General features: G+C 35.0%; 14 protein-coding genes and 1 riboswitch. Of the genes, 10 read left to right on the plus strand and 4 right to left on the minus strand.

All coding sequences use genetic code 11. The features are described from left to right. Nucleotides 1–32: 32 nt before the first annotated feature. Together AC0IXC_RS07715 and AC0IXC_RS07720 are read left to right on the plus strand one after the other, a co-directional pair. Nucleotides 33–722, plus strand: a complete 690-nt coding sequence (locus AC0IXC_RS07715) for a response regulator transcription factor (RefSeq protein WP_353825570.1) — start codon at nt 33–35, stop codon at nt 720–722. Then, a complete protein-coding gene (locus tag AC0IXC_RS07720) occupies nt 719–2572 on the plus strand; it encodes a sensor histidine kinase (protein ID WP_471652792.1) in 1854 nt (617 codons plus the stop codon). Before AC0IXC_RS07715 ends, AC0IXC_RS07720 begins: the two co-directional genes overlap by 4 nt. A 208-nt stretch (nt 2573–2780) precedes the next feature. Here AC0IXC_RS07720 and thiT read toward each other — a convergent pair whose 3' ends face one another. Next, the gene (gene thiT, locus AC0IXC_RS07725) at nt 2781–3440 is read right to left on the minus strand and encodes an energy-coupled thiamine transporter ThiT (RefSeq protein WP_471652793.1); all 660 of its coding nucleotides are present in this window, start codon (nt 3438–3440) and stop codon (nt 2781–2783) included. 86 nt (nt 3441–3526) lie between these two features. Next, nucleotides 3527–3628: riboswitch (TPP riboswitch) on the minus strand. A gap of 194 nt (nt 3629–3822) precedes the next feature. On the opposite strand from thiT, the gene AC0IXC_RS07730 reads away from it, so the two are divergent. From AC0IXC_RS07730 to AC0IXC_RS07740, 3 genes are read left to right on the plus strand one after another with little or no spacing between them, the layout of a single operon-like run. Then, complete coding sequence (locus tag AC0IXC_RS07730; protein ID WP_000060512.1) at nt 3823–4050, plus strand: FeoA family protein; 228 nt, start codon at nt 3823–3825, stop codon at nt 4048–4050. Continuing rightward, nucleotides 4047–6035 (plus strand): ferrous iron transport protein B, encoded by a 1989-nt coding sequence (gene feoB, locus AC0IXC_RS07735; protein WP_471652794.1) that lies wholly within the window; start codon nt 4047–4049, stop codon nt 6033–6035. The genes AC0IXC_RS07730 and feoB overlap by 4 nt, the downstream gene beginning before the upstream one ends. Nucleotides 6036–6051: 16 nt before the next feature. Next, nucleotides 6052–6219, plus strand: a complete 168-nt coding sequence (locus AC0IXC_RS07740; RefSeq protein WP_033708410.1) for a FeoB-associated Cys-rich membrane protein — start codon at nt 6052–6054, stop codon at nt 6217–6219. A 35-nt stretch (nt 6220–6254) separates the two neighbouring features. Here the strand turns inward: AC0IXC_RS07740 and AC0IXC_RS07745 are convergent, their stop codons facing one another. Then, nucleotides 6255–6833, minus strand: a complete 579-nt coding sequence (locus AC0IXC_RS07745; RefSeq protein ID WP_044443882.1) for a lipoprotein BA_5634 family protein — start codon at nt 6831–6833, stop codon at nt 6255–6257. Between the two features lie 412 nt (nt 6834–7245). On the opposite strand from AC0IXC_RS07745, the gene AC0IXC_RS07750 reads away from it, so the two are divergent. From AC0IXC_RS07750 to AC0IXC_RS07765, 4 genes are all read left to right on the plus strand, one after another. Next, nucleotides 7246–7911, plus strand: coding sequence for a PspA/IM30 family protein (locus tag AC0IXC_RS07750; protein WP_002015754.1), 666 nt, complete (start codon nt 7246–7248; stop codon nt 7909–7911). A 231-nt stretch (nt 7912–8142) separates the two neighbouring features. After that, on the plus strand, nt 8143–8547 hold the full coding sequence (locus AC0IXC_RS07755; RefSeq protein WP_002015753.1) for a DUF350 domain-containing protein: 405 nt from the start codon (nt 8143–8145) through the stop codon (nt 8545–8547). A 21-nt stretch (nt 8548–8568) separates the two neighbouring features. Then, entirely contained in the window at nt 8569–9075 is a 507-nt protein-coding gene (locus AC0IXC_RS07760; RefSeq protein ID WP_002015752.1) for a DUF4178 domain-containing protein, read from the plus strand. 13 nt (nt 9076–9088) lie between these two features. Then, complete coding sequence (locus AC0IXC_RS07765) at nt 9089–9907, plus strand: DUF4247 domain-containing protein (RefSeq protein ID WP_002129590.1); 819 nt, start codon at nt 9089–9091, stop codon at nt 9905–9907. 606 nt (nt 9908–10513) lie between these two features. Here the strand turns inward: AC0IXC_RS07765 and AC0IXC_RS07770 are convergent. Together AC0IXC_RS07770 and AC0IXC_RS07775 are read right to left on the minus strand one after the other, a co-directional pair. Further along, entirely contained in the window at nt 10514–11386 is an 873-nt protein-coding gene (locus tag AC0IXC_RS07770; RefSeq protein ID WP_012261882.1) for a YitT family protein, read from the minus strand. Between the two features lie 187 nt (nt 11387–11573). Next, nucleotides 11574–12608, minus strand: a complete 1035-nt coding sequence (locus AC0IXC_RS07775) for a YdcF family protein (RefSeq protein WP_215590280.1) — start codon at nt 12606–12608, stop codon at nt 11574–11576. Nucleotides 12609–13319: 711 nt separating this feature from the next. On the opposite strand from AC0IXC_RS07775, the gene AC0IXC_RS07780 reads away from it, so the two are divergent. Then, a complete protein-coding gene (locus AC0IXC_RS07780) occupies nt 13320–13553 on the plus strand; it encodes a spore germination protein (RefSeq protein WP_286676699.1) in 234 nt (77 codons plus the stop codon). Nucleotides 13554–13590: the final 37 nt, after the last annotated feature.

Genomic DNA, 13590 nt, shown 5'->3' on the forward strand with positions numbered 1-13590 from the left:
GCTACTTAAAATGAGAGGAGGAGACATAGATTATGTCAAAAAACATTTTAATTGTTGAAGATGAAGATATTTTACGCGAAATATTAAAGGATTACTTTTTGAGTGAACAATATAAAGTGCTTGAAGCGAGAGATGGAAAAGAAGCTTTAGTCTTATTTGAAGAAGAAGAGGTCGATTTAGTTATACTTGATATTATGTTGCCGGAACTTGATGGATGGTCTGTTTGCCGAAGGATCCGTAAGACGTCCGGGGTCCCAATTATTATGCTGACGGCACGTGTAGATGAAGATGATACGTTACTTGGATTTGAGCTTGGGGCAGATGATTATGTTGCGAAACCATATAGTCCGCCTATTTTATTAGCGAGAGCGAAACGATTATTAGAAAGTAGACAAGCATCAAAGAAACCTTTAGAAAATGAAGATGATACGTTATCAATTCATGGCATTCACATCCATTTTCCGTCACGTACTGTTACTGTTGATGAGGCAGACATTACTTTAACACATACAGAATTTGAAATATTAGCTTATTTCATGAAAAATCAAGGGATTGTTTTAACGAGAGAACAGTTAATTTCAAGAATTTGGGGGTACGAATTTGCTGGCGATGATCGAACGGTTAATAGTCATATTCGTAATTTGCGAAATAAATTAGGAGAGAAAGCAAAGTACATTACAACTGTAGTGCGAACCGGTTATAAATTCGAGGGGAACATATGAGAAAAGGGATTGTACTTAAATTATTTATCCTTACAACAGCTCTATGTATGTTGATTTTAGCGACGATATTTATTGGTCAAACGATATTTTTTAAACAATATTATGCGAACCGAAAAGTAGAAGATATTAAAGTGAATTTAAATTCCTTTGAGAAGAATTATTTGAATTATGTAGGAAATGCAGAAGGAATTCAGAAGCTGGAGCAAGATTTTTTAAGAGAAAATAATACGTGGATTACGATATTAGATCAGAATGGGAATTTAAAACATGTGGATGATTTTTATTTTGAAGTAACGATAGACCGTAGGCAACAAAAGAGCTTTGGACAACAAATATTCAAGATTCCCTTAGGTAATCTCGTCAATATAGAGGAGATTGATAATAAATTATCAGAGCAGTTTTTAGGACAAGAAATCTATTTTTCTGGAGTGAAAAAAGAAGAAAGTTTTATTCCATTCTCTTTCTCGTTAGGTAAGCAAAATTTAAGTGGATCTAATAAACCGTTAGAAAAAGCATTTAATGAGAAAATGATTAAATTAGATCAGGAGAAAAAGAAAGCAGCTGAGGAACAAGTTGTTAAGGAAAAGAAGCCGGCCGTTCAGGAGCAAGCTGCTCAGGAATTAGATGCTTTCATAGTAGGACGTGTTACGAAAGTACAGTTCCCCGATGTAAAAGGTCCTGTGAATCCAATTTATAAAAATAGTTTATTCTTAGATAGCATAAAGGAATTTCAAACTGATTTATTATTAAAAGAGAATAATCATATACAGTATTCAACACAAATAATGGACTATGAAAAAAATGATATAAAATATAAATTATTAATTAAACCAAAAAAAGAAAAAGACGGATCGGTGACATACATATACGCGATGGCTTCTTTACAACCTGTCGATGAGGCGGTACAAATGGTGCAAGATTATTACATCTATATTGTTGCATTTGTAGTCGTTCTAATTTTTCTAGCTTCGTTTTATTACTCAAAACAAATTGCAAAACCGCTACTAAAAATAAATGATACAACGAAGAAAATAGCTCATTTGGATTTCACAGAAAAAATTCCGATTACTTCAAAAGATGAAATTGGTGATTTATCGCAAAATATTAATACATTATCTAATAAACTACATTCACATATTGGACAGTTAGAACAAGATATTGAAAAAGAAAGAAAGTTAGAAAACACAAGGAAAGAATTTATTGCGGGTGTATCGCATGAACTAAAAACGCCGCTGAGTATTATGAAAAGCTGTATTTTCATTTTAAAAGATGGGGTAGCTGAACATAAGAAAGACTACTATTTTCAGGCGATGGAAAAAGAAGTAGACAAGATGGATATACTAATTTTGGATATGCTTGAATTAGCTAAATTTGAGTCTGGCACATACAACATGAAGATGGATTCTTTCTATATCGATGGAGTGATTGAAGAAATATGTGAACAGCTTTCATCGGAGATAGAGAAAAAAGAACTGAGTGTGCACAAACATATATGTCCAGCAGAAGTGATTGGGAATCAAAATAGAATTGAACAAGTAATTGTGAATTTTATTACGAATGCAATACGTTATACACCAGAAAAAGAAGATATTATTATTTCCACAATAGACGGGAAGGATCATATAAAAGTATGTATTGAAAATAAAGGTGCTCACATTGAAGAAGAACAATTAGATAAAATTTGGGATCGTTTTTATCGCGTGGATGCGGCAAGGAAACGTTCACAAGGTGGAACAGGGCTTGGTCTTGCAATTTCAAAGAATATTTTAGAATTGCACGATGCTGAATATGGGGTGAAGAATACCGAAGATGGTGTGTTATTTTACTTCTATTTACCGAAAAAAGCGTAGACAATACTATCTACGCTTTTTTAATTTATTTTCATATTATCTTTACCTAATCTTTATTTCTAAACAGTATACTTTGAATAGAAAATGAGGTTATGTAAGGAGTAGATTAGCCGTGAATAGCAATTTACTAGGTGTGATGGTATTTATTTTCTTGTGTGCATTTATTGTATTTTTAATTGATATTACGATATGAAAAAAAGAGCGCTAATTAAGCGCCCTTTTTTTGTGTATTCATTTGATAAGCACCGATGCTTTTGAATAAGCGTGGTGAAGTTGTAAATAAAAGAATTAGTAATACAGTACATAGTATGAAAGAACCGATCATGGTGCTGCCGTTTACAATTAATGAATATAGCACAGCTGATTGTCCTTTAGGTGCATATTGACCAAAGAAAATAATACCAGCAATAAAGTGACAGAAATAGCGTGCAAAGCTGCCGACAAATGTGGCAAGGATAATGTAAACGAGTGCTTTTTTTCCTTTGTTTTGTTTTGGTTTATCTTTGCGACTACCAAAACTTGAATGCTCTGCATTACTGTTGTCTGAGGCAAGTGCTTTTTGAATTGGACGATAGAATAAACCAGCAAAGCCGATAAAGGCAAAGGCAATGAAGTACTCAATGAATGCTTGAACTGGTGTTAGAATGTAAGCATCGCCTACGACAATTTGTAAAAGCCCCCAAATTAAGCCTCCTAAGAAAGCCCTTTTGAAGCCCCAGCGGTATGCGATAATAAAAATAGGAATCATAGCAAATGAGATGGAACCGCCTGTTGGAAGTTTAATTGATAATGGTAGAATGTCGATGACCAAGGCGAAGGCTGCAAGAATAGCAGATTCGATCATCGCTTGTAAATTGGTGTTACGCATGTTGTCTCCCCCTAAATCCAAGTTGCACAAAAAAGAACATTATCATAGGAGGATACGAAATACGTAAATAAAAAAAGAGGTGTGTATTTCGGACGTTTGCACAATTCCTGCGTTAGCATTAACTAACAGGTTCAAAGGGTCGGAACGAATTGTTCCCTCTCAGCGGTAAGGCTCCCCCTGTGATAACGAGATTCTTTATTTGTTATTGTTTATTGTAAGTGAAATGGATGAGAATGGCAAACATACTTTGTATGACAATTATTGAAATATAATTGTATTGAAATGTTAATAAATATGAAGCAAAAAGATATAGTCCAAGTGAAATAGAGTGTGATATAATTTTTTTGAAAATAATTATCATTCTCTTCTGAGGGGGAAGGTTATGAGCTTAGTAGATATTAAAATTGGCGAGAAAGTGTTAGTAAAAAGTATTCAGTCTTTAGATCAGTTATTAAAGCGTAGACTAGCTGCTTTCGGTCTCGCGGAAGGAAGCGAACTTCGCTTGAAACAGAAAGCGATGTTTAAAGGTCCTTGTACATTGGAGTGTCGTGGACAGTTAATTAGTATTCGTCATTGTGACGCGAAAATGATAAAGGTGGAATTAGCGTGAATAAGGTTGCTTTGCTAGGGAATCCGAATACAGGGAAAACATCATTATTTAATGCACTTACTGGTTCTTATGAATATGTAGGAAACTGGAGCGGTGTAACAGTAGAAAAGAAGGTTGGTAAATTAAAAGATAAGCAAGGAACATTAATTGATTTACCAGGCGTTTATGATTTGAATCCAGTTTCACGTGATGAAGGTGTCGTTACGAATTTTCTACTAACAGATGAATTTCATCATATGTTAAATATAGTGGATTCTTCTCAATTTGAGCGAAATATGCATTTAACATTGCAATTACTTGAATTTGGTAAGCCCGTTTCAATTGGTTTAAATATGATTGATGTGGCAAAGCAAAGAGGAATTGTGATTAATGTAAAACGGCTATCAGAAATATTAGGTGTAACAGTCGTTCCTGTCATCGCAAGAACCGGAAAAGGCTGTGAGGAATTACTTACTACTCTTCATGAAGAGAAACAAAAAGAGAAAAAGCCATTCATTATTTCATATGGTGTACAAATGGATGAAGGGATTGGAGAGGTAATCGCTCTTTTAGAGACAGCGAATTATGAGCATCCGAGATGGTTAGCCCTTCAATTTTTAAGCAATAACGAAGTAGTAGAAAAAGAAATGAAAGCATTACCAATTTATAAGGAACTTATAGCCATTCGATCTCGTTTAGATGGAAAACTTGATTTTACGTTGGAAGAGCACATTTACAAGACTCGTGAAGCGTATATTGAAAAGTTAAAAACAAATGTTATGCAACATGAGAAAGAAGGAAAAATTCCTTTTTCAGAAAAAATTGATAGGTTAATTACACATAAAATTTTAGGACTTCCAATCTTTTTAGCAGTTATGTTTTTTATTTTTCAGGTTACGTTTACGTGGATTGGTACACCTTTATCTGATATGCTTGATGGATTTTTTGGCGGACAACTTACTGATTGGGTTACAGCTCGGCTCACAAGTGTTGGCGCTTCTGACTTTATTCAAGCACTCGTTACAGAAGGTATTATTGCTGGCGTTGGTGCGGTATTAGTATTCGTTCCACAAATCTTTGCACTATTCTTCTTCATTTCATTATTAGAAGACTCAGGATATATGGCACGAATTGCAGTTGTTATGGATAGAATTATGGAGTTTTTCGGTTTAAACGGAAAAGCATTTATTCCGATGATTATCGGCTTTGGATGTAACGTTCCAGGTATTATGGCAGCGAGAACGATTGAACAAGAAAAAGAAAGGTTACTTACAGTTCTTGTAACACCGTTTATGTCTTGTTCGGCACGTTTACCTGTATATGCACTATTTGCGGGAGTTTTCTTCCCTCATAGTCAGGCGACTGTTGTGTTTTCTTTATATATCGCAGGGATTGTTCTTGCATTACTCGTTACAAAAATTATGTCTCTTACTATTTTAAAAGCAGAAAAATCTATTTTTGTAATTGAACTACCACCTTACCGTGTGCCGCAAGCGAAAACGTTATGGCTGAGCACGTGGGAGAAAGGTAAAGGATTTGTTCGTAAAGCGGGTACATTCATCTTCGGTGGTTCTGTTGTCATTTGGTTATTAAACTATGCAGGTCCATCAGGATTTGGTGTTGATATGGGAGACAGTTTCTTAGCGATGATTGGTGGATTTATTGCACCACTTTTTGCACCGCTCGGTTTTGGAACGTGGCAAGCTGCGGCATCCCTTTTAACAGGATTTTTAGCGAAAGAAGTTGTCGTTTCTACGATGGCAATTATTTATGCGGTTAAAGAAGATGTGCTAGGAAATGTAATGGGAGCACATTATACTGCGCTATCAGCATATGCATTTATGTTCTTTATTTTATTATATGTTCCGTGCTTAGCGACAGTAGCTGTTATTAAACGTGAAACAGGATCGATGAAATGGACAGTTTTCTCTGTCGTTTATCCGCTCGTTGTTGCTTATGTATTAACGCTCATTATATACCAAGTTGGGTCCTTACTCGGATTCTAGAAGGAGATGTATCGCGGTGATGGTCAATATTATAATTGGAGCTATCATTTTTGGTTATGCAGCATATACGTTAGTTAATTTTGTAAAGAGAAGTAAAAAGGGAAAATGCGCAGCATGCTCTTTAAGTAAGTCATGTCAGTCGCAAACTTGTAGTCCAGATATGGAGCAAATTGCTCAGAAATAGAAAAAAGCTTTGCGAAATTCGCAAAGCTTTTTTGTTTACTTTTTAATTTTTACAAGTTGTGATGCTTCTACTCCATTTGCTCCAGGTAATTCTTTGCTAGGGTCTTTATCAAATTTTAGAATACCTACAGATTTTTCTTCACCTTTTACATTTCCATATGCTGCGTCATCAACGATGGCAAACATATCTCCATAAGAACGGCCGTCACCGATAATTGTGTTACCTTCATATTTTAATTTCGCTCCATCAAGTGTAGCATTTTCAACTTTCTCTTTTGCAAATAATACACCTTGCTCTGCTGTTACAGCTGGTAACTTATCAATTGCTTTTGTGTCATCATTTTTATCGACTTTTTTAAGTAGTTCTTTCTTAACGAGTTCTTCACCAGTTTTCTTATCCATTACAAGTACTTTTTTACCTTCAAGTGTTGCAACTTTCATTTTATATACATCTTTTTCTTTTACATCTTTTTTGTTTTTATCTGCGATTTGCTGAACTTGATCTTCCGTTCCGTATAATACTAAGCCGTTCGCTTTTTCTCCTAATAAAGAACAACCTGATAATGCTCCGAATGAAATTGCTGCTGCTAGCCCGATTCCTACTAATTTTTTCATGATGATTTCTCCTTTTTATATGTTTTATAGTAAATACAGTTTTTGTATTAGTCCTTACAGTATGAGAAGCTTTTTTGCTATTCCGTTGCTTCTGGTATTAGTGTATAAGAAATATTGAAACGTAACTATCGAGTTAGCTTACAGTAACATTACAATTATGTAATTTAGTGAAATCGCGCAAAAATAAGTTAATTTTGGAGGCAGAAATAATAAGGATATAGTAGGAATACAATATTATATCTGGAATGTCATATTATATTAGTTGTATTTTGGAAATAACATGTAAGGACATCTTAGTTTTGTTATAATAAACACATAGGTTGTAAAAATGAATATTCTTACTGAAAAGGGAGATTTTTAATTTTCCAAGTAGTGAATTTGAAATATGAGGTATATCATAGGAGGAATTTGGATGTCTGTATTTAAACGATTAAGAGATTTAACAATGTCGAATGTGTATTCATTAATTGAAAAAGCTGAAGATCCAGTTAAGATGACGGATCAATATTTACGCGATATGCAAGCGGATGTACAAGAAGCTGAGAAAAGTGTAGCAGCTCAAATTGCACTTGAGAAGAAATTCAAAATATTATTTGAAGAGCAAGAAGCACTTGTGAAAAAACGTGAAGAGCAAGCTCATATGGCTGTTCAAGCTAGCAACTTAGATCTTGCGCGTCGTGCTCTTGAAGAAAAACAAAATGCAGAGCAAAAGATGAATGAGTATAAAGCGAGCTATGAGCAAAACAAAGCAGCTGCTGATAACCTTCGTCTTAAGCTAGAAGAAATGCGTAAGCAATTAACAGAGCTGAAAAATAAACGTGAAACACTTGTTGCACGTGTAAATGCAGCGAAAGCACAAAAGAATATTAATCAGGCGATGTCTGGATTTGATTCAAATTCAGCAAAAGCTGGTTTAAGCCGTATGGAAGAGAAAGCACTTCAATTAGAGGCTGAAGCAGAAGCAAGCGGTGAAATTTACAAGAAAGAAAAGTCGTTAGATGATGAATTCGCAAGCTTAAACAAAAATTCTGTTGTTGACGATGAATTAGCTCGTATTATGAAGCAGTACGAGAAATAATATAGAATAGACAAAGAAACCGACATGTCTGAAGAGAATTCATGTCGGTTTTCTATTACCCCGCATTAACGGGCAGTAAGACTCCCACCTCAACATTTTGTGAAAGCAGAGAGGTTGGTGGGAGTCGAGCTGCCCGTAAATGCCCGATTGGTGAAGGCTAATAATCAGTAGGGGATGGAAAACTCCCCACTGATTAAAGTTTCACTTTACTTTTTTAGAGGAGGTTTTGTAATGACGTGGATGAATGTTTTAGCTATGCTTGTATGGACTGGAGCGAGTGCGGTACTTTTATTTGCAATTATGTGGGTTGATTCGATTTTTACAAAATACAATGATTTAAAAGAAATGAAAAATGGAAATACAGCAGTGACAACGCGTTTCGTTATGAAATTATTTGCGCAAGGGTACATTTTATCTCAATCTATAACGAAAGCGAATGACTTATGGCAAGCGCTTCTTGCCTCAGCAGTTTCATTCGTTATTTTATTAATTGTAGAAATGTTCATTGAGTTTGTGTTAAAGAAAATGTCTGGTTTAGATTTAGAAGAAGGAACGAAAGAAGGCAGCTTAGCACATGCGTTGTTAGCTGGTTCATTACATATCGTTGGTGCACTTATTTTAGGTGCTTGTTTATAAAGAGAAAAGGAGGGGTAGATTGTGAGTTTATTTAAACGTATTAAAAATATAATGAAGAGTCCGGAGCCGCCGAAGCCAGAAAAGAGTCTTTTAACGTTGGCTCCTGGCGATATGATTGAAGTCTCGTTAGTCATGTACGAATTAACTGGGAAAACGAGCATGCATTCTCGCAAGGAGATTATTTTAACTTTGCAGGATGGGAAAGATATTCGTTATTTGAAAATCGAAGACCGTGAAAATACGTATTACAAATTGTATACACCGATTGATGGTCGTTTAGATTCAATCGATGAAATTCCGACGACGATTGAAATGGATGATATAGAGTATCATATGGAAGAACAATATAATGGACGTGTTGTTGTTATGGGGAAAACACCATTTGCTGCTTCAGAAGAACAGTACGTATGGGAATTCCAATCTGATAACCGTAAATTATTACGTGTTGAATGGCAAAATGGTCGCACAATGATGTATGAGGGAGAAGTAATTATTCCTGCTGATGTACAAATCATAAGAGCAACATAAGGGGGGCGTAATCATGTCAAACCGATTGTTTACCATGATTAAATCGTTCGTAATCCCTATACTTGCTATCGTTACATTACTTGTTATTGCCGGTTATGCTTTATCGGGCTGTCAAAGTGGTCAGGCGAAGTCAATTCAGGACCGTTACCCACTAGAGTCTGTCGCAAAGGATGGTAAACAAGAATCTTACGTGTATAGGGCCGCCAATCGGTCAGTTCCTGAAGTTGCAAAGGAACTTATAGCCGAAAGGAAACCGAAGCAAGCATCTAAAGAAGACGAAAATCAAATGTTCCTCGTTTATTCTGATAAAATGTATAATTTACAAAAGGATAAAGAGAAACCATCTGATACGTTAATTGAAATAAGCAATGAAGAATTTGTCCGTCAAAATTACCAACCATCCTTCTTACAAGGATATATTATGGGGAGTATATTAAACGATATATTCGGTTCACGCAAATCATCATACGGTGATTATCGCGGATATAATGACAGACAAAATCATAAACCGGTGATCCCGGAAAGACCACCTACGAAAGAGGAAAAGAAAACCCCGCCTCCAATTACGAAGGAAGGGAAAGGGTCTATTATTAAGCGAGGCGATAATGTAGATCCGAAATCATCTGTAGGTGATAAAGGAAGTATTACGGAAAAAGGAAGTAAAACGACGCCACCGCCTTCTACCGGAAGCAAAGGGAAAATTACGAAAAATCCGGGTGGCTCGAGTGGATCTGATGTGAAGCCGAAATCATCCATTAAAACCCCACCAAAGAATACGTCGCCCCCGAAAACAAGGGTTGGCGGTTCAGGGAAAATTATGAAGAGAAGATAGTATAGAGACCGAAAAGTGGAATTTGCTTTTCGGTCTTTTTATTATGGGAATTAATTCCTTATAGCTGGTACAATTAAGTTATAAGGAGGAGATTATTATGAGTATATATAAAAGGTTTAGTTTGATTATGTTCCTCGTCTTATTCCTCAGTTTGTTTATTAGCACAACGATGAAATTTCACTTTATCCCGCATTAACGGGCAGTAAAACTCCCACCTCAAAATTCGGCTGGAGCAAAGAAGTTAGGTGGGAGATCAACTGCCCGTAAACGCCCGATTGGTTCAACTAATAATCAGTGGGGGATGAACAAAACCCCCACTGATTATAGTTTCACTTTATAGTAGGTATTCTATGGATACTGTGTACATGTACTCTCTTTCTATATGTTCCGCTTCGCTTTCAGCATGAAGTGCCCGCCTTTCAAAAGTACGTCGATTGGATTAAAAGCGGGGGAAGATGGGGGGAGTAAAATATATCAACGGTTTTTCGATTATATCTATCGTAGCTCAAAATATATCAACGATTCGAAAAGGAATATCGATTTACCAACTTCATAATAAAAAGAGGGTGTACCAATATTTTGGCACACCCTCTTTTTTCATAATGATTAATGAATATCACGTTTCTTAAAGTTACCGCCCTTTACTTCAGCTACGTCATAAACTGTAATAAAGGCATTAGGATCGATTTCATTAATCAGGTCCTTCATTTTACTTTCTTCTAAACGGTTAATTACACAAGAAATTTCTTTGAATTTCTCTCTTGAATAACCACCGTATACTTCGTTATACGTTGCGCTTCGGCCTAAACGATCGCGAATTGTTTCTACCATTAATTCAGGCTCTTTCGTGATGATTTTAAATGTTTTCGAACCACTTAAACCAACTTCAACGATATGAATCACTTTCGAAGCGATAAAGTAAGCAATTGCCGAAAGGATAGCCCCTTGAAGACCAAATACTGTTGAAACAAAAATAAAGACAAACATATTTAAGAATAAAATAAGGTCACTTGTTCCAAAAGGTAACTTACGAGAAAGTAATACAGCTAGCATATCGATTCCATCTAATGCGCCGCCGTTACGTAATGCTAGTCCCATACCGAAACCGATAATAATACCACCAACAACTGTAACGAGTAATGTATCACCTTCAATAATAATTGGTATTCCGTGCATGACAACGGTACCTATTGCTAATGAAGCAATCCCGATGATGGAATAAATTGCAAAACTTTTACCAATTTGTTTATATCCTAACCAAACGAAAGGAATGTTAATAACTGCGATTAGAGCTCCTAATGGCAATCCAAATAATCTTGAACTAACGATACTTAAACCAGTCACACCACCGTCTGATACGTTATTTGGAATTAATACCGATTCTAATCCGTACGCTGTGATAAATGCCCCAATAATAATCATCAAAGCTTTTGAAGCGATTTTCAGCTTATTGGGCTTACTCTTGACAATTTTCTTCATGTAATTTCCTCGTTTCAAACTAGTTTCTTATTTGTTACGTAATTCACACCTAAATTCCATTTTAACATTTAATTTGAAAAAATTCTCCTTTAATGGATGTATGCAGGGGATATTATCACCATATTACCATTAAAATATTTTTGAAATTCGTATAAGAAATCCCATCCTTTTAAAGGATGGGATTTTGTTAAGAAAGTATAAAACTAACGACTGTTAGGAATAAAGCGAAACCTAAAATAGTTCCACATATTTTCATATGGCGCTTACGCCCCATAACGACAATTGCGACATATTCGCGAATCATTGCATTAGGCCAGTAATAAAAGGCTGTTTTTGATCCTATTCCTTGGCTATTAAGGCCAGCTTGTCTTGCATATATGCCAGCACGGAAAAGATGGAAATTATTCGTTGTAAAAATACTTTTATACTTACCTTCTGGTTTTAAAGAATCCATAATTTCTTTAGAGAACGACATGTTTTGATATGTGTTTACAGAACGATTTTCTTGTACCGTATGTTCAAGCGGAATTCCTTTTTCAACAGCATAATTTTGCATCGCTTCTGCTTCCGGAAGACCTTCATCAGGCCCTTGCCCACCAGAGAAAATGATTGTTGGTGGTGTATTCACAGCGGCTTGTTTCCAATAAAAGTCGATTGCTTTATTAATGCGACTTGCAAGTAAGGGTGGCACTTTGTCATTAATTAAGCCGCTACCAAGAACGATGATGAAATCTTGATTACGTCTCGGTCTATTGAATTGGTATAGAAAATAAGCGCTTAAGAAGTTAGATAAATGTATAAAGAAATACATAGTTACAAGAGAAATAGCAGCAAAAATAAATTGAAAATGCTCTGAGAATAAACTTGCTGGATTTATGATAGGGATTAGTACACAGAATAAAATCCCTAAAGCAGCAATTAAAGTTAAAGAGTTTGTAAAGCGTCTTCCTTCACGCCTCATCAAGATTCTCGCATTAAGAAATAGTCCAAACATTAGAGCAACGATGCCAAAAGGTATCATGAAAAGTAGAGCTAACATGGGTAGAATAACGATGAAATGTAAAGTGTTACTACCAGATGCAAACGAGGCGATTGCACAAAATAATAGAAATGAACAGAAAAAGGCATTAAATAAAAAGCCATTTATTATTTTTCGTGGATCTTTTAAGTAAGAGATAAGAAAAATAATAAACAATATAAGAGGAATGATTCCGAAAAACATAAATATAGTACACCTCAATTTGTATAATGTTTTATTGCATCCTTAATATTACATGATTTTGAAGATGTTGATAAAAAAATAACGATTTCGAATTTTCTCAATAACCGATATAGTTAAATATGGTAAAATGTATTCAAAGTGATATATTAAAAGTAAAATGGTTGAAGAGGCACTCTGTGGAGTGTCTTTTTCTTTTTGGTATGTAATTATGCATATTATGTTTATTTTCAAGGGAAGAGGATTAAAATATAAGTTGTGGATACACGCTATAAAGCAGAATTTTATATTAATATTTACCTCTACTCTTTTGTACCTAACAATCTTGTAACAATTCATGATTCTGTTTTCTAGTGTGTGTTTACAAAAAGCGGGATGGGGTATATATAAACAGGGGAAAGGACGTCTTCTTGAAAGGCGTCTTTTTGTTTCTTAGTATAGATAATTTCCACTATTAACGTAGTGCAAACTATCTATACTAAACATTAGCAATCTTCCGTATAAATATTATCAATTTACTATATATTCCAGTGGTGTTAAGTTAAATATGAAAGGCTTTCTTTTTCAAAATATTACCCCTAATAAATTTTTGGAAAAGTCAACTGTCTCCAAACTTGCCATTAATGCTTAGAGAAAAAGCACTCAATTTGAGTGCTTTTTCTTATTGAAACATGCTATTTTTGTAGGCGATGTTCATAAAATAAAAGTAACGAAATGAAAGTAGGTGATAAAATGCCAGCTATTGTGGAAGGGGTTATTATTGAGAATTGTAACGGGACAATTAACTTAGGTGATAAATATAACGTACATCCAATTGAAAAAACGAAAGCTTATAATGGATCTGGATCTTCAAATACGGGACTAAATGTGAGGACATTCAGTGGTATTAGTACGGCAGATGTAACGGATAACGATGTGAATGACCAAGTAATTCAATCTACGTTATAATTTTTATATGTAAAATTGCATAAAATGATGTGCTTGC

Source organism: Bacillus sp. AC266 (assembly GCF_979253805.1).